The organism is Janthinobacterium sp. Bl 1 (assembly GCF_058215535.1).
The window spans coordinates 2,855,460-2,873,589 of sequence record NZ_CM177086.1; the positions used below are offsets into that span (position 1 = coordinate 2,855,460).

The window sequence follows — 18,130 nt, forward strand, 5'->3', positions numbered from 1 at the left end:
GCCATTTTGCGTGACATTGCCCCTCGCCGCAATCTAAATCCGGCCATTTTGTGTAATGATGGCGTTTACTTTTGCTCGAGTGCGCTGCGGGGGAATTTGCCCGATTGCCATAGGCACGGCGTAAAGTGTTGTCTAAAATAAAACAGGAGTAGCTCGTGGGCATAGAAGTCAATTTCGAGGGCAAGATTGCCCTGATTACCGGCGCATCGAGCGGCCTCGGCGCGCGCTTTGCGAAAGTGCTGGCCCAGGCTGGCGCACAGGTCGTGCTGGCGTCGCGCCGCACCGAACGCCTGAAGGAATTGCGCGCCGAAATCGAAGCGGACGGCGGCGCCGCGCACGTGGTGTCGCTCGACGTGACCGACTTCGCCAGCATCAAGTCGGCCATCGCGCATGCGGAAACGGAAGCGGGCCCCATCGATATCCTCGTCAACAATTCAGGTGTCTCCACCACGCAACGCCTAGTCGACGTCACGCCCGAAGATTACTCGTTCGTGATGGACACCAATCTGCGCGGTTCGTTCTTCGTCGCCCAGCAAACGGCCAAGCGCATGATCGCGCGCGCCAAGGGCGACCCGAAGAAACAGCACCGCATCATCAATATCGCCTCGATGGCGGGCTTGCAGGTGCTGCCGCAGATCGGCGTGTATTGCATGAGCAAGGCGGGCATGGTGCACATGACGCGCGCCATGGCCGTGGAGTGGGGCAAATACGGCATCAACACGAACGCCATCTGCCCTGGCTACATTTCCACGGAAATCAATGAAGATTACTTTGCCACCGAGCAGGGCAAGAAGCTGATCGAAATGCTGCCCAATAAACGTCCGGGCAAGCCGGAAGACCTTGATGGGCTATTGCTGTTGCTGGCGGGCGAGGATTCGCACTTCATCAATGGCGCCATTATTTCCGCCGATGGCGGCATGAGCACGTTCTAAACCGKCAACTGCAGTCCCACCAGCTTGTGCACGAGCTCGGACGACGTCGATGCGGCGAACTTGCGCATCAGCTTGGCGCGGTGCATTTCCACCGTGCGGGGGCTGAGGTCGATCTGGCGGGCGATGACCTTGCTGGTCTTGCCTTCCACCAGCAGGGCGGCGATTTCGCGCTCGCGCGGGGTCAGCTCCGCCGTCACGGGACGTTTCTCGCTGACATCCTCGAACGTCCAGATGCCCGGCCCCAGCGGTTCCTTCGGCAGCATGGCGTGGCCCGTCACGTGGCACCAGAACAATTCTCCATTACTGCGGCGCATGATGCGCTCGTCCGAATAGCGTCCCCTGGCGTTCATGATGGGAATGATGCGGTCACCGGTGCGCAGGAATTCGTCGTGCGTGGGGTAGAGTACCTCGAACGACTGGTCGTCCAGCTGGGCGCGCGCATAGCCGAACATGGCCGCCAGCGCTTCGTTGCAGCTACGCATGATACGGTTTTCCGACATGCACATGCCCACGGGCGCGTGCAGGAAGATGCTTTCATAATCGATGGCTGACGCGGCGTTCATCTGATACGTATCACTCTCACAGGGGGATTGCCGGCACGGCGCCGGTAGTTCTACGGTATTGTACTTTCCACTCGCGTATTTTATGCTGAGTCGCTGCCTGAGTCATGGACTCAAGACCAAAGCTTAACAAAAGATAGAGGGACACCCATGAATAAAGTTTATCCTGACGCCGCCTCGGCGCTGGCCGGTATCGTCCAAGATGGCCAGACCATCGCCGTCGGCGGCTTCGGCCTGTGCGGCATTCCCGAAGCCCTGATCGGCGCCTTGCGCGATTCGGGCGTGACGGGCCTGACCGCCATTTCGAATAACGCAGGCGTGGACGGCTTCGGCCTGGGCCAGTTGCTCACCACGCGCCAGATCAAGAAAATGATCGCCTCCTACGTGGGCGAAAACAAGGAATTCGCGCGCCAGTACCTGGCCGGCGAACTGGAACTGGAATTCACGCCGCAAGGCACCCTGGCCGAAAAACTGCGCGCCGGCGGCGCCGGCATCCCGGCCTTCTTCACCAAGACGGGCGTGGGCACCATCGTTGCCGACGGCAAGGAGCTCCGCGAATTCGACGGTGAGCAATACGTGATGGAACGCAGCCTCGTGGCCGACGTGTCGCTGGTCAAAGCCTACATGGCCGACCGCGCCGGCAATTTGGTCTACCGCAAAACGGCGCGCAATTTCAACCCGAACGTGGCGATGGCCGGCAAGATCACCATCGTCGAAGTGGAAAAACTGGTGGAAGTGGGCGAGATCGACCCGGACCAGGTCCACACGCCGAGCATCTTCGTGCACCGCATCGTGGTCAACGCGAACCCGGAAAAACGCATCGAGCAGCGCACCGTGCGCAGCGAAGCATAAAACAGAATACGGAGATTACTATGGCTTGGACACGTGACGAAATGGCCGCGCGCGCGGCAAAGGAATTGCAGGATGGCTTTTATGTGAACCTGGGCATCGGCTTGCCGACCCTGGTGGCCAACTATGTGCCGGACAACATCGAGGTATTCCTGCAGTCGGAAAACGGGTTATTGGGCATCGGCCCGTTCCCGACCGACGCGGAAGTCGATGCCGACCTGATCAACGCTGGCAAGCAGACGGTGACGGCCTTGCCAGGCGCCGCCTACTTCAGCTCGGCTGATTCCTTCGGCATGATTCGCGGCGGCAAGATCAACCTGGCCATCCTGGGCGCCATGCAAGTGTCGGAAAAGGGCGACCTGGCGAACTGGATGATTCCAGGCAAGATGGTCAAGGGCATGGGCGGCGCGATGGATCTTGTCGCCGGCGTCAAGCGCGTTGTCGTGCTGATGGAGCACGTGGCCACGGCCAAGGATGGCACGACGTCGCACAAGCTGCTGAAACAGTGCGACTTGCCGCTGACGGGCGTGGGCGTGGTTGACGTCATCATCAGTGACCTGGGCGTCATTGACGTGACGGAAAACGGCTTGAAGCTGGTGGAACTGGCGCCGGGCGTGACCAAGGAGCAGGTGCAGGCGGCCACGGGCGCGGAACTGGACGTCTCCGCCGTGTAAGCCAGGCGTAGCGTCGTATGGAAGCGGGGCGGACAGCGATGTCCGCCCTTTTTTTATGCGCTCGCCTTGCCGCGCAATGCGTCCAGGCTGTAGGCGCCGGCGCCCGCTGCCGCGAAGTACAGGAAAGTGAAGCAATACATCACGGCCATTTCGCCGCCGTTCAGGATCGGCAGGAAACCGGCGGGCGCGTGCGCCATGAAATAGGCGGCCGCCATCTGTCCCGACAGGATGAAGGCGACGGGGCGCGTGAACAGGCCCACCAGCAGCAAGGTGCCGCCGACCAGCTCGATGACGCCGGCCGCGCCCATCACGGAAAACAGTTGCAAGCCGTCGAACATGGCCACGTGCGGCGCGCCGAACAGCTTGGCCGTGCCGTGTTGCAGGAAGAGAAAGCCGAGGATGATGCGCAGCACGCCCAGCAGGCGTGGGCTCCAGGTGGCGTAAAAGGCGGGCGAGAGGGACATGCGTACTCCATTCAGAAGTGAGGATGGTTCGGTGTCAGGCTTGCATTAACGCAATGTCATTATGCGGGAGCTTGACGGCGAACAGGTGACAGTACTGTAATGGTTTTTCATTCATTGATCATCGTGCTAAATATTGATGCATGATTTACTGTGTGTTGATGATGCGAGAATCCCACGCGCAATGAAAAAAACCCCGCAGATCGCTCTGCGGGGCTTTCAATGGTGAGTAGTACGGCTTACTTGACGATATTTACGGCCGGGGCGACATACGCGTCTTCGGTCGGGTGGGTGGGGTGGGCCAGCTCGCTATGCAGCTTGTCCATGTCCAGTTCTTTTTCCCATTTCGACACGACGATGGTGGCCACGCCGTTGCCCACAAAATTCGTCAGCGCGCGGCATTCGCTCATGAAGCGGTCGATGCCCAGGATCAGTGCCATGCCGGCCACGGGGATCGTCGGCACCACGGCCAAGGTCGCGGCCAGGGTGATGAAGCCGGCGCCCGTGATGCCGGACGCGCCTTTCGAGGTCAGCATCGCCACGCCCAGGATGGTCAGTTCCTGCCAGATGGTCAGTTCCGTGTTGGTCGCTTGCGCCACGAACAGGGCGGCCATGGTCATGTAGATGTTGGTACCGTCCAGGTTGAACGAGTAGCCGGTCGGCACGACCAGGCCGACGACTGGCTTGGAGCAGCCCAGGCGCTCGAGTTTTTTCATCAGGGCCGGCAGGGCCGATTCCGACGAGCTGGTACCGAGCACGATCAGCAGTTCTTCCTTGATGTACAGCAGGAAGCGGCCGATCGAGAAGCCCGTGTACTTGGCGATCAGGCCCAGCACGATGAAGACGAACAGGAAGCAGGTCAGGTAGAACGAACCCATCAGCTTGGCCAGCGGAATCAGCGAAGCCAGGCCGTATTTGCCGATGGTAAAGGCCATCGCACCGAACGCGCCGATCGGAGCGACTTTCATGATGATGTTGACCATGCCAAAGATGGCATGCGACAGTTCGTCGATCAGCTTGGTGACCGGACGGCCGCGCTCGCCCAGCAGGGACAGCGAAAAGCCGAACAGGATGGCGATCAGCAGCACTTGCAGGATGTCGCCCTTGGCGAAAGCGTCAACGAAGGTTTTCGGGATGATGTTCATCACGAAGTCGATGGTCGACATGCCTTCGGCATGCGTGTATTGCGCGATCGACTTGGCGTCCAGGTGGGCCGGATCGGCGTTGAAGCCGGCGCCCGGTTTGAGGATGTTAGCAACCAGCAAGCCGATGGCCAGCGCGAAGGTGGAAACCACTTCAAAGTACAGCAGCGCCTTGCCGCCCACTCGGCCGATTTTCTTGACGTCCTGCATGCCTGCGATGCCGGAGACCACGGTGCAGAAGATCACCGGGGCGATGATCATCTTGATCAGTTTGATAAAGCCGTCGCCCAGCGGTTTCATGTCGACGGCGTTGGAAGGGTAGAACACCCCCAGCAGCACGCCGGCCACGATGGCGAACAGCACCTGTACGTACAGGATTTTATAGAATGGTTTTTTCACGAGTGGTCTCCTCTTGCGGGTTGATGCTGCGATCATCCGCGCATTGCCAGGCCGGCTCAATTGTGGATAACCGCAGATATGCATTTTCGCTATATCGGGTATTGCGCCATGGCGGGCGTGCCAGTAGTGTGCTGCGGCGCAGCATTTCAGGCGCGCGCTTGGAGCATTGCCCGCGCTGCGCTACACTGCCGTAGCGTCGCGCGCGAGGCAACCGGCAAATCGCCGGTTTCTTTATTTTTTACTACCAAATAACGACGCCGGACAAAACCGTAGCTCCGGTGTTAAAGGAATCGCATGATCGAAGCGAGCATCAAATCCGTGCAGTGCATCTCCCCCGCAGGCTTGCATACCATGTCGTACAAGGAGTGGGGCGCTGCCGATAATCCGAACGTGCTCGTCTGCGCCCACGGCGTGACGCGCGTGGCGGACGACTTCGATAACCTGGCGCGCGCCATGGCCAGTGATTACCGCGTGATCTGCCCCGACGTGGTGGGACGCGGGCGCTCGGGCTGGCTGGCCAATCCCCAGTTCTACCGCGTGCCGCAATATGTGAGCGACATGGTGACCCTGCTGGCGCGCGTGCTGGCCAACGGTGAACGCCAGACGGTGGACTGGTTCGGCACGTCGATGGGCGGCTTGATCGGCCTGGGCCTGGCATCGTTGCCGCACAGCCCGATCAGCAAGCTGGTCCTGAACGATATCGGCCCGACCCTGGCGCCCGAAGCCTTGCAGCGCATCGGCGATTACATCGGCCAGGACTTGCGTTTCGAGACGTTCGAGCAGGGCGCCAAGTTCGTGCGCGACGTGTCCGCCAGCTTCGGTCCGCACACGGACGCGGAATGGCATAAACTGGCGGTGGATGTGTTGCGGCAAGATAAGGATGGCCACTGGCGCCGCCACTATGATATGGGACTGGCCATGCCGTTCCGCTCGGCTACGCCGGAATCGGCGGCCAGCGACGAAGCCATGCTGTGGGCCGCGTATGATGCCGTGCGCTGCCCGACTCTGCTGGTGCGCGGCTCGGAATCCGATTTGCTGTCGCACGAAACGGCCACGTGCATGCTCGGTCGTGGCCCGAAGGCGGAACTGGTGGAAATCGCCGGCGTGGGTCATGCGCCCACTTTCGTCCACGACGACCAGATCGCCATCGCCCGCAAGTTTTTGCTGGGCAAGTAAGAAGGCAACAAGCAATACCGCTGTACAGATTTTGAAACAACCGAAAGAAGAAGCATGGAAATTACACGACTGCACGTAGGCAAACGCCTCTCCGAAGTAGCGATACACAACAACACCATCTACCTGGCTGGCCAGATCGCGGAAGACACCACGCAAGGCATCGTCGGCCAGACGCGCGAAGTGCTGGGCCACGTCGACCGTTTGCTGATGGAAGCGGGCAGCGACAAGACTTGCATCCTGTCGTGCCAGATCTACATCGCCGACATGAAGGATTTCCCCGGCATGAATGAAGTGTGGGACGACTGGGTCGCCTCCGGCCACACGCCGCCGCGCGCCACGGTGGAAGCGAAACTGGCCAATCCGGCATGCCTGGTTGAAATCGTCGTCATCGCTGCAGAACGTTAAGTTTTCAAGTTGTTCAGTCATCAAGTTTAAAGGTAATACATGGTTTCCATCTCGGCCCCGAATAGCGCCACATCGGAACAACTGGTAGAGGGCTTGAGTGCGCCGGACTGCGCGCGCGTGCTGGACGCGCTCGCGTATGCCACCGAAGCATATGGCGACAAGCAGACCTTTGCCGGCCGCTCCGCGCTGGAGTTCGCCATCGGCGTGGCCACCACCCTGGCTTTCCTGCGCAGCGATGCGGAAACGCGCATCGCCGGCCTGATGTTCGAGCTGACCTTGCTGGAACCGGACACGGCGGCCGACATCGAGCCCCGCTTCGGCAAGCAGGTGTGCGACCTGGCAACAGGCGTGCGCCAGCTGATCCGCTTGCGCGCGCTGACCCAGGCGCAGCACGGCAGCGCTGGCGGGCGCGGCAAGAATGCGGCGCAGCAAGCCGTGGCCCAGGTGGAAACCTTGCGCAAGATGTTGCTGGCGATGGCTTCCGACATGCGTGTCGTGCTGGTGCGCCTGGCCGCCTGCGTGACGACCTTGCGTTACTTTGCCGACTTGAAGCTGTTCAACGAAATGACGTGTGAATACGGCAAGGAAACCCTGGACCTGTACGCGCCGCTGGCCAATCGCCTCGGTATCTGGCAGCTGAAGTGGGAACTGGAAGACTTGTCGTTCCGCTTCATCGAACCGGAAGCGTATAAACGCATCGCCAAGATGCTGGAAGAAAAGCGCATGATGCGCGAGGGCTTCGTGTCCTCGGCGATTTTGCGCCTGCAGACGGAACTGGCCTCGGCCGGTATCCAGGCGGAAGTATTTGGCCGCCCGAAACACATTTACAGCATCTGGAACAAGATGCGCGGCAAGGAGCTCGATTTCACGGCCCTGTACGACGTGCGCGCCTTCCGCGTCATCGTTGCCGACGTGAAAACCTGCTACACGGTCCTGGGCGTGGTTCACAATATCTGGACCCCCATCCCGAAAGAATTCGACGATTACATTTCACGGCCGAAACCGAACGGTTACCAGTCGCTGCACACGGTGGTGACCGCCGAAGATGGCCGTCCGCTGGAAGTGCAAATCCGCACCAATGAAATGCACAGCTTTGCCGAATACGGTGTGGCCGCGCACTGGCGCTACAAGGAAGAGGGCGGCTCGAACTTTGCCGGCCAGAAATACGACGAAAAGATCGCCTGGCTGCGCCAGCTGCTGGCCTGGAAAACGGAGGTGGCCGACGCCGTCGTGGGCCAGGAAGAAATCCAGCGCGAGTGGGTGGAAAAGTTGAAATCCGCCACCCTGGATGACCGCATCTTCGTCATGACGCCGCAAGCGCGCGTGCTGGAATTGCCCGTGGGTGCCACGCCCGTCGATTTTGCCTATCACCTGCACACGGACGTGGGCCACCGCTGCCGCGGCGCCAAGGTCGACGGCATCATGGTGCCCTTGAATACCCAGCTGAAAAACGGCCAGACCTGCGAAATCATCACGGCCAAGGGCGCGCCGGGCACGGCCGGGCCGTCGCGCGACTGGCTCAGCGCCGGCTACGCCGTCAGCACGCGCACGCGCTCGAAAATCCGCGCCTGGTTCCACGCCATCGACATGCAGGAAACCCTGGCCCATGGCCGCGCGCTGGTGGAAAAGTCGCTGCAGCGCGAAGGCAAGACGGCCGTCAATCTGGAAGCGCTGGCGCAAAAGCTGGGCTTTGCGAAAGTCGACGAGCTGTTCCTGTCGGTGGGCAAGGATGAATTCAGCCTGCGCCACGTGGAGCAGGCGCTGCACGACAATGGCGAAGTGGTGGTGCCGGAAGACGCCGTGCTGGTCGGCAAAAGCCGCGCTTCCAGCGTGGAGCAGGGCGCCAAGTCCGGCGTGCTGGTGGTGGGCACGGAAGGCTTGATGACGGTGCTGGCCAAGTGCTGCAAGCCGGCGCCGCCGGACAGCATCGTCGGTTTCGTCACGCGCGGCAAGGGTGTCTCCATCCACCGCGCCACCTGCAAGAATTTCGAGGAAATGCGCGCCAAGTCGCCAGAGCGCGTGATCTTCACGGAGTGGGGCAGCACGGGCGGGCACGACACCGTGTATCCGGTTGACATCTTTATTCTCGCCGGCGACCGCCAGGGCTTGCTGCGCGACATCTCCGAAATCTTTTCGCGTGAAAAGATCAACGTCATCGGCGTCAACACCCAAAGCGCCAAGGGCCAGGCCCGCATGACCTTTACGGCCGAGATCAGTTCGACGGCGCAGTTGTTGAAGGCGCTGAATGTGATCAAGGATGTGAGCGGGGTACTTGAGGCAAGGCGCAGTTAGTCTTGTTGAACCCAAAGGACTGATGCCGGGGTCGTACCCAGCGGTACTGACCCCAGTCCTTGCTAGTGGGTTTTGTCATCAGCATGCAACCCCGCCATCGCCTCCGTCTCCGGCTGCAGAGTGATGTGGTCTATCCCATGCTTGGATAACAGCATCTTCTTGATCGCCCGCAATACCTTCGGCCAATGGTCGAGGTGTTCGATTTCCACGTGGCCGATCAGGGCTGGCTGGCCTGGCGACATGTCCCATACGTGCAGGTCGTGCACGGAAATCACGCCGTCCACCTGCTCCACGTCCGCGCCCACCTGGACGTAGTCGATGTGCATGGGCACGCCTTCCATCAGGAAGTGGTACGACTCTTTCAATACCCCGAACGTGGATTTCAGGATCAGCAGCGACACTAGCACGGACAGCAGCGGGTCGATCTGCATCCAGCCCGTGAAGTAAATCACGGCGCCGGCGACGATGGCGGCGACCGAGCCCAGCAAATCGCCCATCACGTGCACAAGGGCGGCGCGCGTGTTCACGCTTTGCTTGTCTTTCGACAAGACCCACGCCACCACTAGGTTGATCGCCAGGCCGATGAAGGCGACGATGAAGACCATGCCGCCTTGCACGGTTTGCGGGGCGGAAAAGCGCAGCACGGCTTCATAGCAGATCCAGCCCACGACGCACAGCATGGCCAGGCCGTTGACGAAGGCGGCCAGCGCTTCGGCGCGGCCAAAGCCGAACGAGTGGCGCGGCGACGGCGGACGGCGGGCGATCAGCTGCGCCAACAGGGCCAGGCCCAGCGCGGCCGCGTCCGTGACCATGTGGCCCGCGTCGGAAATCAGGGCCAGCGAATTGGACAGGAAACCGGCGATGACCTCGATGCCGGCAAACGACAGGGTCAGCCCCAGCGCCCACGCGAGGATGCTCTGGCTGCGCCCCTCGAACGAGTGGGTGTGCTTGGCGTCGCCTTTCAGGTGGGCGTGCAAATGGGTGGCGTCGTGTTCGGTGTTGTCGTGCGTGGGATGCATGGAATGCTTTGTGGAATGATCTTGCCGTCAGTGTAATTGAAAAGCAACAAAACAGTCAGCGCGTAAAAAAACCTGCAGGCCGCGAGGCACTGCAGGTTTTACCTGGAGCAAATAATTTTACTGTGCCGCCGTCTCGCCAAATTTCCCTTCGCGGAAATCCTCTACGGCCTGGAATACTTCCGCCTGGGTATTCATGACGAACGGGCCGTACTGCGCGATGGGCTCGTTCAAAGGCTGGCCGGCGACGAGGATCACGCGTCCGCCTTCTGGCGCCTCGATGCGCACGCCATCGCTGCCCGGCGTGTTGGCGAAGATGGCCATGCGCAGGGCGGGTACGGCCTTGCCGTCGACCTGCACTTCGCCACGGAACGTATAGATGAAAGCGTTATGGCCTGGCGGCAGCGGCTGCTCGAAGCTGGCGCCGGCCGGCAAGTCGATATCGAGGTACAACGGTTCCGTCAGTTCGCGCTGCACGGCGCCCGTCACGCCATGGCTCTCGCCGGCGATCACTTGCACGGCTACGCCTGCGTCCGTCGTGTAGCGGGGGATCTCGCTGCTCGTGAAATCGCGGTACCACGGCGTGCGCATCTTGTCGCGCGCTGGCAGGTTCAGCCACAGCTGAAAACCTTCCATCACGCCTTCCTCCTGCTCCGGCATTTCCGAGTGGATCACACCGCTGCCGGCGGTCATCCATTGCACGCCGCCCGACGTCAGCAAGCCTTCGTTGCCCGCGCTGTCCTTGTGGCGCATGCGCCCTGTGATCATGTACGAGACCGTTTCAAAGCCGCGGTGCGGATGCTCGGGGAAGCCGGCGATATAGTCGTTCGGCTTGTCGCTGGCGAAATTGTCGAGCATCAAAAACGGGTCGAGACGGCGCTGCAGCTGCTGCGTCAGCACGCGGTTGATCTTCACGCCGGCGCCATCCATGACGGCCTGGCCGGCGATCACGCGCTCGACGGCGCGTGGCTTGTTGACGGTGGTGGTATCGCTCATTGCTTTCTCCTCTATGGCGTCAGACGCGCTAGTGGCCGGCGGCGCTGTGCGCCCCCCTGTTGCAGCTGCTGGAAATTACACCAGGATGGCGTTGATCTCGGCGTCCGCTTGCGCTTGCGCCTTGGCCACGGCTTCCGGACCCATGCCCATGCCTTCCGAATACACGTATTGCACGTCGGTCATGCCCAGGAAACCGAACATGGTGTTCAGGTAAGGCACCTGGCTATCGTTGGCGCTGTCGCGGTGCAAGCCGCCGCGGGACAGGCCCACATAGACTTTCTTGCCGCTCAGCAGGCCAACTGGGCCGTTTTCCGTGTACTTGAAGGTGACGTTGGCGCGGGCAATCGCGTCGAACCAGCTTTTCAGTTGCACGGTGATGCCGAAGTTGTACATCGGCGCGCCGATGACGATCACGTCAGCTGCTTGCACTTGCGCAATCAGCGCGTCGTCCAGGGCGATGCGGGCCGCTTGCTCCGGCGTGCGTTTGTCGGCTGGCGTGAACAGCGCTTGCAGGGTTGGCTCGTCGAGCACGGGGTGCGGTGCGGCAGCGAGGTCGCGTCGGACGAGGGCTGCGCCAGGGTTGGCCGCTTGTACGCGGGCGACGATGGCGTCAGCCAGGCGGGTCGAGGCGGAACCGGTGCTGCGGGCGCTGGAATTGATTTGCAGGATGTTCATCTTGTTTTCTCCGTTGTGAGGTGTCTTGCGATGGATGAACTATATCAATTCCAAAATTGATGCGGAAGCCGTTAAAATGGATAACATTAATCCACCAATGGAACAATTGAGTGTTAAGGTCAACATATGGATATCGATCCCGGAGATTTGCTGCTGTTCGCCAGAGTCGTCGAATGCGGCAGTTTCAGTCGCGCCGCCGTGCGCGTGGACTTGCCCAAGTCGACCCTGTCGCGGCGCATCTCGCTGCTGGAAGCGAAGTTGGGTGAACGGCTGCTGCTGCGCACGACGCGCAAGCTGGCGCTGACGGAGTTTGGCGCCAGCCTGCTCGAGCATGCGCGCAAGGTGGTGGAAGAAACGGAGGCGGCCGGCGCCCTGGCGCAGCACCGCCAGGCCGGGCCCAGCGGCTTGCTGCGCATTTCCATGCCGGCCGATTTCGGCGACACCCTGATGCGCCAGGTGCTGGCCGAGTTCGTGCGCCGCTATCCTGCCATTTCGCTGGAGCTGGACTTGTCGGCGCGCCGGGTGGACTTATTGGAAGAGAACTTCGACCTGGCCATCCGCATGGGTAACTTGCCCGACGACGCCAGCCTGTCCGCGCGCCGCGTGGCCTTCAGCACCCTGGCACTGTATGCCTCGCCGAAATATACGAGCGTGCATGGCTTGCCCGAGCACCCCGACGATCTGTACGGTCATGATTTACTGAGCTTGCCGCGTGCCGTGCATGGCCTCGTGCATTGGACTTTGATCCGCGGCAAGACGACGTGGGAGCGCGATCTGCCCGTGCGCCTGCTGGCCAACTCGCCGGAATTACTGGTGCGCATGGCCTGCACGGGCGTGGGCATCGCGGCCAGCACGGACCGCTTTGCCAAGGCCTATGTGGCGACGGGGGAATTGGTGCGCGTGCTGCCGGAGTGGAGTTTCCCGCTGGTCACGGGCTGGGCCGTGTTTCCCGGCCGGCGTTTGATGCCGGCCAAGACGCGCGCATTTCTGGACTTGATGGAAGAGATGTATCGCACGGACGCACCCGTATAGGCGCGCGTCCGGATGCCTTACTTGGGCAGGTTGCCCATGACTTCGCCCAGCTGCACGGGGCCGGCCGGTTGCCAGCTGGCGTTGAATTGCACGGTGTCTTTCGGAAACAGCATGACGACGGTGGAACCGAGCAGGAAGCGGCCCAGCTCTTCGCCCTGTTTCAGCACGACATTGTCGTTCGCATAGCTCCAGTCGCGCACTTGGCCCGTGCGGGGCGGGTTGACGACGCCGTGCCAGACGGTGGCCATGCTGCCGACGATGGTGGCGCCGACCAGGGTCATGACGAAGGGGCCGTTGGCCGTGTCGAACACGCAGACGACGCGCTCGTTGCGGGCGAACAGGCCGGGAATGCCGCGCGCCGTCGTCGGGTTGACGGAAAACAATTCACCGGGCACATAGATCATGCGCGTCAGACGGCCGTCGCACGGCATGTGGATGCGGTGGTAGTCGCGCGGGCTCAGGTACAGATTGGCGAAGCTGCCGTGTTCGAACTGGGCCGCCAGGGCCGCATCGCCGCCGACCAGGGCCGTGGTGCTGAAGTTGTGGCCCTTGGCCTGGAAGATCTGGTCCTTGTCGATGATGCCGAACTGGCTGATGCGGCCATCGACGGGGCAGATGTAGTCGGCCTGGGCCAGCGGACGGGCACCGGGGCGCAATGCGCGCGTGAAAAAGTCGTTGAAGCTCGTGTAGTGCGTGATGTCCGGGTCCAGCGCCTCATCCATGTTGACGTTGTAGCGGCCGACGAACCAGCGGATCAAACGCGTAGTCATGGCGCCGCCTTTGGCACCGGCGATCCGGCCGGCAAAGTTGGTCAACGCTCCTTTTGGAAGCAGATATTGAGGCAGGACGGCAAGACGGTCAGACACGATGGGAAGCCTTTGACGGGGTGATGGGAACAATGGTGAAAACGCATTATAGCGGCGATGTGGCGCGCAATGATATGCGCCGTATGCAAGGGTGCGTATCGCAGCCCGCCGCCGAATTTAATTTGCCGTAAGAAATATTTTCGGGAAACTGCGCCGCTCGGAAAAAATTGCAGCACAATACAGCGGCCTGTTTTTTAGCTTTTAGCCATTTTTATTCAGCCAACTTTTTTCAGCCAGGTCATGATGCCACGCCGTTGCCTCCGCCTTACCGTTGTTTGTTCCGCCGTTTTACTTGCCTGGAATGCCCAGGCCCAGCAATCCGAAGCGCCAGCCGACACGGCTGCTGTCACCGCCACTGCACCGCTGAAGACTGAAAAGCCCGCCGCACCGGCCATGCAAACCGTCGAAGTCAAGGGCAGCGGCTATGATCCGCGCCGCGACGATACGGCCAGCAAGATGGTCGTCGGCAGCGAGGAAATCCTCAAGTATGGCGACACGAATGTTACCGACGTGCTCAAGCGCTTGCCCGGCATTACCGTTTCCGGCGCGGCCGGGCGCTCGGGCGGCGAAATCCGCATGCGCGGGCTGGGCAGCGGCTACACGCAGATACTGCTCAATGGCGAGCGAGCGCCGGCCGGGTTCTCGCTCGACACCCTGTCGCCGGACGTGATCGAACGCATCGAGATTCTGCATGCGGCCAGCGCCGAATACAGCACGCAATCGATCGCCGGCACCATCAATGTGGTGCTCAAGAAAGCCGTGAAGACGGCGCAGCGCGAGCTCAAGCTGGGCGTGCAGGGCAGCGACGTGAGCTTCTCGCCCAGCGTCAACGTGCAACTGTCCGACCGCGACGGCAATTTTTCGTATTCGATGGCCGGCTCGCTGTTCCGCTACGACTACCATTACGACAATCCCGGACTGGAACTGGGCTACGCGCCCGATGGCCGGCAAAACCTGTTGCGCCGCACGAATGGCACGGGCGACGGCCGTCCGGAAGGCATCAATCTGTCGCCGCGCCTGAACTGGGTGCTGGCCAACGGCGACAATGTGACGGCGCAATTCTTTTTCAATGGCGGGCGCTCGAATCACCGCAATTTCAGCCGCGCCGAAACGGAGCAGGGCGTGCGTCCCGACTACGACACCAATACCGGCAGCTCGAGCAACCACAACGCCTTCGGCCGCAGCGACCTGACATGGATGCACAAGCTGGCTGGCGGCGCCAGACTGGAACTGAAAATAGGCGCCTCGGCTGCCCGCAATACGTCCGACAGCCTGCAGCAAGGCTTTATCGACGGCAGCGGCCTGTCGCTTGAGCGCAAGGTGGGCGTGAAGGCGACGGAAAACGGCGTCAGTTCGACGGGCAAATATTCGTCGCCTTTGCTGCCCGGCCATGCCTTGTCGATGGGCTGGGATGGCGCCTACACGGAGCGCGACGAAACGCGCCGGCAGCGCGAAGCGGCGCTGGCTGCCTTGGGCGCGCGTCCGCCCGTCAACAGCGACGAAGGTTTTGACGCCACCATCAAGCGCCTGGCCCTGTACGTGCAGGATGACTGGGAAATCACGCCGCGCTGGTCCATGTATGCGGGCGTACGCTGGGAAGGCATCGATACGCGCAGCGCGGGCGATACCTATGACGAAGTGAACCAGCGCACCAGCGTGTGGAGCCCGCTGCTGCAAACCCTGTGGAAGCTGCCCGATACCAAGGGCGACCAGCTACGTTTGGCCCTGACGCGCACCTACAAGGCGCAGCCTACGGCAAGCCTGATACCGCGCCGCAATACCTCGACCAACAATAGTCAGACGGACCCTGACCGTGAAGGCAATCCCTACCTGAAACCGGAGCTGGCGCTGGGCATCGACGCCTCGTATGAGCACTACTGGGCGGAAGGCGCCTTGCTCAGCGCGCGCGCCTCGGCCCGCCGTATCGATGGCTATACGCGCCAGGGATTGCTATTCATCAATGACCGCTGGGTATCGACGCCCGTCAACGATGGCCGTGCCAATACTCAGACATTGGAACTGGAAGCGAAGTTCCCGCTGCGCGCCGTGATGGCCGCGCCCGTGCCCGCCATCGACTTGCGCGCCAGCATCAGCCGCAACTGGTCGCAGGTGGACCAGGTGCCGGGACCGAACAACCGGCTCGACCAGCAAACCCCCGTCAGCGGCAACTTCGGCCTCGACTACAAGACGCCGGACGGCGTGCTGACGACGGGCGGCAGCTTCAACTTCCGCAATGGCGGCCCCGTGCGCATCACCGAGAGGCAGAGCGCCTACACCTCGCCGCGGCGCGACGTCGACATTTATGCGCTGTGGAAATTCGATGCAAAGAACCAGCTGCGTCTGGCCGTGTCGAACTTGCTGGCGCAAGACTTCGAGAGCACCACCACGTATGCGGACGCCAGCGGTACGATAGCCCGCAACAGCATTTCGCCGAGTTCGCCGCAGGCGCGCGCGACCCTGGAAATGAAGTTCTGAGCGCGCTGTTTTCATGTTGAAAACCCCGGCCGGCATCCCCGCTGGCCTATAATCTCGGCAATTGCGCGCACGGCCAGTTCGTGCGCGCCACCTTTTACTTTGCCAAGATTGCTTTCCCCATGACGTTTTCCTCCCTCGGCCTGATCGATCCCCTGGTCCGCAAACTTGACGAGCTCGGCTATGCCAAGCCCACGCCCGTGCAGGCGCAAGCGATTCCTGCCGTGCTGGCCGGGCGCGACCTGATGGCCGCCGCCCAAACGGGTACGGGCAAGACGGCCGGTTTCGCCGTGCCGCTGCTGCAGCGCCTGACCTTGGAAGGCGTGGTGGCACCGCAGTGCGTGCGCGTGCTGGTGCTCGTGCCCACGCGCGAACTGGCCGAGCAAGTCTATGCCAGCTTCCGCAGCTATGGCGGCAACTTGCCGCTGCGCAGCTTTGTCGCGTATGGCGGCGTGCCCATCGAGCCGCAGATCAGCAAATTGCGCAAGGGCCTCGACGTACTGGTGGCCACGCCGGGCCGCTTGCTGGACTTGCAGACGCAGGGCGCTGTCAAGTTCGAGCAAGTGCAAACCCTGGTGCTGGACGAGGCCGACCGCATGCTGGACCTGGGCTTCGAGCGCGAGCTCGATATATTGCTGATGACCATGCCCAAGCAGCGCCAGACCCTGCTGTTTTCGGCCACCTTCTCGGATGCGATTCGCGCCATGGCTAAAACCATGCTGAAGGATCCCGTCTCGGTCGAGGTCAGCGCGCGCAACAGCACGGTCAAGGCCGTGAAGCAATCGTTGATCGTGTGCGACAAGAAACGCAAGCCGGAACTGTTTTTGCACTTGCTGAAGAAAAAGCGCTGGGGCCAGGTATTGGTTTTCGTCAAGACGCGCAAGGGTGTCGAGTTGCTGGTGAACACCTTGCTGGAGCAGGGCGTGCGCGCCGATTCGATTCACGGCGACAAGACGCAGCCGAACCGCTTGCGCGCGCTGGCCCGTTTCAAATCCGCCGAAGTGCAGGTGCTGGTGGCTACCGACGTGGCCGCCCGCGGCCTCGATATCGACCAATTGCCCGTCGTCGTCAATTTCGACTTGCCGACCGTGGCGGAAGACTATATCCACCGCATCGGCCGCACGGGCCGCGCGGGCGCCTCGGGCGAAGCGATCTCGCTCGTTTGCGCCGACGAGGTGGAGTTGCTGTCGGCCGTCGAAGCGCTGACGCGGCAAACCCTGAAACGCAACGAGGAGCCCGGGTTCGAGGCCGAACACCGCGTGCCGGGCACGTCCGCCGGCGGCACGATCCAGAAAAAGGCCGTGAAAGTGCTGGCGCCGAAGGCGGCGGAGCGAGCCAAGAAAAGGCGCTTCTACAAATAACCGGCGCAGTTAAGCTGACAAGGCAAAGCGCGCTGCACGGATATGCCATTCATGCCATCATGCGCCATGACCTCGATACCTTTGTTCCCGCTCAATACGGTGCTGTATCCCGACGGCTATCTGCCCCTGCAGATCTTCGAGGTACGCTATCTGGACATGATACGTCAGTGCATCATGGGCGAGCAGCCGTTCGGCGTGGTGCAACTGCTGGACGGCACGGAAGTGCGCAAGCCGGGCCAGCTGGAAACCCTGGCGCCCGTGGGCACCCTGGCGCGCGTCGTCGACTGGGCCGCGCCCCTGTCAGGCCTGCTGCAAATCAAATGCATGGGCACGCAGCGCTTTCACATCGTTTCCAGCGAACAGCTGAAGCATGGCTTGTGGGTGGCGCAAGTCGACACCTTGCCGCCCGATAAAGCCATCCCCATCCCGCAAGAGCAGCAGAACGTGGCCGACGCGCTCGGCGCCCTGATCCGCACCTTGCAGGAGCAAAAGATTCCGCCCGAGCAAATGCCCCTGCAGCCACCGTACCGCCTCGACGAGTGCGGCTGGGTGGCGAACCGCTGGTGCGAGCTGCTGTCCTTGAGCGCCATGCAAAAACAGCTATTGCTGAGCCAAGACAATCCCGTGCTGCGCCTGGAACTGGTGCAAGATATGCTCACGGAAAATGGTCTGCTTGAAGAGTAAAACATCCCAAGCCGCATGTTTGCACAACGTTCTGTTGTGCAATTGCAATCACTATTGAGAAATACTTTACGCTTTGCCGCCGCTGGCATAAGATAATGCCCCTGGGCAAGATTGCCCTGGGCAACATTCAAGAGCACA

17 protein-coding genes are annotated in these 18,130 nt (G+C 61.6%); 10 read left to right on the forward strand and 7 right to left on the reverse strand.

Annotation, left to right across the window (positions count from 1 at the left end):
- The first annotated feature begins 155 nt into the window (after positions 1–155).
- Entirely contained in the window at positions 156–932 is a 777-nt protein-coding gene (locus tag AC4BCN_RS13030; RefSeq protein ID WP_034752351.1) for an SDR family oxidoreductase, read from the forward strand.
- Here AC4BCN_RS13030 and AC4BCN_RS13035 read toward each other — a convergent pair.
- Positions 929–1,495, reverse strand: a complete 567-nt coding sequence (locus AC4BCN_RS13035; RefSeq protein WP_490493478.1) for a LuxR C-terminal-related transcriptional regulator — start codon at positions 1,493–1,495, stop codon at positions 929–931. The two genes, AC4BCN_RS13030 and AC4BCN_RS13035, sit on opposite strands and share 4 nt — an antisense overlap.
- A 147-nt stretch (positions 1,496–1,642) precedes the next feature.
- Between AC4BCN_RS13035 and AC4BCN_RS13040 the strand changes: the two genes are divergently transcribed.
- Both AC4BCN_RS13040 and AC4BCN_RS13045 read left to right on the forward strand, forming a co-directional pair.
- Positions 1,643–2,344, forward strand: coding sequence for a CoA transferase subunit A (locus AC4BCN_RS13040; RefSeq protein ID WP_141168808.1), 702 nt, complete (start codon positions 1,643–1,645; stop codon positions 2,342–2,344).
- A gap of 20 nt (positions 2,345–2,364) precedes the next feature.
- On the forward strand, positions 2,365–3,015 hold the full coding sequence (locus tag AC4BCN_RS13045) for a CoA transferase subunit B (protein WP_072454554.1): 651 nt from the start codon (positions 2,365–2,367) through the stop codon (positions 3,013–3,015).
- A 53-nt stretch (positions 3,016–3,068) separates the two neighbouring features.
- Here AC4BCN_RS13045 and AC4BCN_RS13050 read toward each other — a convergent pair whose 3' ends face one another.
- Positions 3,069–3,479, reverse strand: a complete 411-nt coding sequence (locus tag AC4BCN_RS13050) for a DoxX family protein (RefSeq protein ID WP_070303099.1) — start codon at positions 3,477–3,479, stop codon at positions 3,069–3,071.
- Positions 3,480–3,715: 236 nt separating this feature from the next.
- Positions 3,716–5,053 (reverse strand): dicarboxylate/amino acid:cation symporter, encoded by a 1,338-nt coding sequence (locus AC4BCN_RS13055; protein ID WP_223279167.1) that lies wholly within the window; start codon positions 5,051–5,053, stop codon positions 3,716–3,718.
- A 258-nt stretch (positions 5,054–5,311) separates the two neighbouring features.
- Here AC4BCN_RS13055 and AC4BCN_RS13060 point away from each other — a divergent pair, with 258 nt between their 5' ends.
- From AC4BCN_RS13060 to AC4BCN_RS13070, 3 genes are read left to right on the forward strand one after another with little or no spacing between them, the layout of a single operon-like run.
- On the forward strand, positions 5,312–6,193 hold the full coding sequence (locus tag AC4BCN_RS13060; RefSeq protein ID WP_490493479.1) for an alpha/beta fold hydrolase: 882 nt from the start codon (positions 5,312–5,314) through the stop codon (positions 6,191–6,193).
- Between the two features lie 54 nt (positions 6,194–6,247).
- Positions 6,248–6,598, forward strand: coding sequence for a RidA family protein (locus AC4BCN_RS13065; protein WP_034752339.1), 351 nt, complete (start codon positions 6,248–6,250; stop codon positions 6,596–6,598).
- A gap of 39 nt (positions 6,599–6,637) precedes the next feature.
- Complete coding sequence (locus AC4BCN_RS13070; RefSeq protein ID WP_034752338.1) at positions 6,638–8,890, forward strand: RelA/SpoT family protein; 2,253 nt, start codon at positions 6,638–6,640, stop codon at positions 8,888–8,890.
- A 62-nt stretch (positions 8,891–8,952) separates the two neighbouring features.
- Here the strand turns inward: AC4BCN_RS13070 and AC4BCN_RS13075 are convergent, their stop codons facing one another.
- From AC4BCN_RS13075 to AC4BCN_RS13085, 3 genes are all read right to left on the reverse strand, one after another.
- Positions 8,953–9,909: a cation diffusion facilitator family transporter gene (locus AC4BCN_RS13075; RefSeq protein WP_490493480.1), complete on the reverse strand. Its 957-nt coding sequence runs from the start codon at positions 9,907–9,909 to the stop codon at positions 8,953–8,955.
- A gap of 117 nt (positions 9,910–10,026) precedes the next feature.
- Complete coding sequence (locus tag AC4BCN_RS13080) at positions 10,027–10,902, reverse strand: pirin family protein (protein ID WP_219328398.1); 876 nt, start codon at positions 10,900–10,902, stop codon at positions 10,027–10,029.
- 75 nt (positions 10,903–10,977) lie between these two features.
- A complete protein-coding gene (locus AC4BCN_RS13085; RefSeq protein WP_102294713.1) occupies positions 10,978–11,577 on the reverse strand; it encodes an FMN-dependent NADH-azoreductase in 600 nt (199 codons plus the stop codon).
- Positions 11,578–11,703: 126 nt separating this feature from the next.
- Between AC4BCN_RS13085 and AC4BCN_RS13090 the strand changes: the two genes are divergently transcribed.
- Complete coding sequence (locus AC4BCN_RS13090) at positions 11,704–12,609, forward strand: LysR family transcriptional regulator (protein ID WP_072454020.1); 906 nt, start codon at positions 11,704–11,706, stop codon at positions 12,607–12,609.
- Between the two features lie 17 nt (positions 12,610–12,626).
- On the opposite strand, the gene asd is transcribed toward AC4BCN_RS13090, so the two are convergent.
- The gene (asd, locus tag AC4BCN_RS13095) at positions 12,627–13,475 is read right to left on the reverse strand and encodes an archaetidylserine decarboxylase (RefSeq protein ID WP_128139596.1); all 849 of its coding nucleotides are present in this window, start codon (positions 13,473–13,475) and stop codon (positions 12,627–12,629) included.
- 393 nt (positions 13,476–13,868) lie between these two features.
- Between asd and AC4BCN_RS13100 the strand changes: the two genes are divergently transcribed.
- The 3 genes from AC4BCN_RS13100 to AC4BCN_RS13110 all read left to right on the forward strand — a co-directional run bounded on the left by AC4BCN_RS13100 (position 13,869) and on the right by AC4BCN_RS13110 (position 17,992).
- Positions 13,869–15,950 carry a TonB-dependent receptor plug domain-containing protein gene (locus AC4BCN_RS13100; protein WP_252866963.1) on the forward strand — a complete coding sequence of 694 codons (2,082 nt, stop codon included), beginning with the start codon at positions 13,869–13,871 and terminating at the stop codon, positions 15,948–15,950.
- A 119-nt stretch (positions 15,951–16,069) separates the two neighbouring features.
- Positions 16,070–17,308 carry a DEAD/DEAH box helicase gene (locus tag AC4BCN_RS13105; protein ID WP_128140812.1) on the forward strand — a complete coding sequence of 413 codons (1,239 nt, stop codon included), beginning with the start codon at positions 16,070–16,072 and terminating at the stop codon, positions 17,306–17,308.
- A gap of 66 nt (positions 17,309–17,374) precedes the next feature.
- Positions 17,375–17,992 (forward strand): LON peptidase substrate-binding domain-containing protein, encoded by a 618-nt coding sequence (locus AC4BCN_RS13110; RefSeq protein WP_128139595.1) that lies wholly within the window; start codon positions 17,375–17,377, stop codon positions 17,990–17,992.
- The last annotated feature ends 138 nt before the right edge of the window (positions 17,993–18,130 follow it).

Bases quoted from the DNA above. Each gene is read 5' to 3' on its own strand.
- AC4BCN_RS13040 (WP_141168808.1), top strand. From the start codon at position 1,643: ATGAATAAAGTTTATCCTGACGCCGCCTCGGCGCTGGCCGGTATCGTC.
- AC4BCN_RS13045 (WP_072454554.1), top strand. From the start codon at position 2,365: ATGGCTTGGACACGTGACGAAATGGCCGCGCGCGCGGCAAAGGAATTG.
- AC4BCN_RS13050 (WP_070303099.1), bottom strand. From the start codon at position 3,479: ATGTCCCTCTCGCCCGCCTTTTACGCCACCTGGAGCCCACGCCTGCTG.
- AC4BCN_RS13055 (WP_223279167.1), bottom strand. From the start codon at position 5,053: ATGATCGCAGCATCAACCCGCAAGAGGAGACCACTCGTGAAAAAACCA.
- AC4BCN_RS13060 (WP_490493479.1), top strand. From the start codon at position 5,312: ATGATCGAAGCGAGCATCAAATCCGTGCAGTGCATCTCCCCCGCAGGC.
- AC4BCN_RS13065 (WP_034752339.1), top strand. From the start codon at position 6,248: ATGGAAATTACACGACTGCACGTAGGCAAACGCCTCTCCGAAGTAGCG.
- AC4BCN_RS13070 (WP_034752338.1), top strand. From the start codon at position 6,638: ATGGTTTCCATCTCGGCCCCGAATAGCGCCACATCGGAACAACTGGTA.
- AC4BCN_RS13075 (WP_490493480.1), bottom strand. From the start codon at position 9,909: ATGCATCCCACGCACGACAACACCGAACACGACGCCACCCATTTGCAC.
- AC4BCN_RS13080 (WP_219328398.1), bottom strand. From the start codon at position 10,902: ATGAGCGATACCACCACCGTCAACAAGCCACGCGCCGTCGAGCGCGTG.
- AC4BCN_RS13085 (WP_102294713.1), bottom strand. From the start codon at position 11,577: ATGAACATCCTGCAAATCAATTCCAGCGCCCGCAGCACCGGTTCCGCC.
- AC4BCN_RS13090 (WP_072454020.1), top strand. From the start codon at position 11,704: ATGGATATCGATCCCGGAGATTTGCTGCTGTTCGCCAGAGTCGTCGAA.
- AC4BCN_RS13100 (WP_252866963.1), top strand. From the start codon at position 13,869: ATGCAAACCGTCGAAGTCAAGGGCAGCGGCTATGATCCGCGCCGCGAC.
- AC4BCN_RS13105 (WP_128140812.1), top strand. From the start codon at position 16,070: ATGACGTTTTCCTCCCTCGGCCTGATCGATCCCCTGGTCCGCAAACTT.
- AC4BCN_RS13110 (WP_128139595.1), top strand. From the start codon at position 17,375: ATGACCTCGATACCTTTGTTCCCGCTCAATACGGTGCTGTATCCCGAC.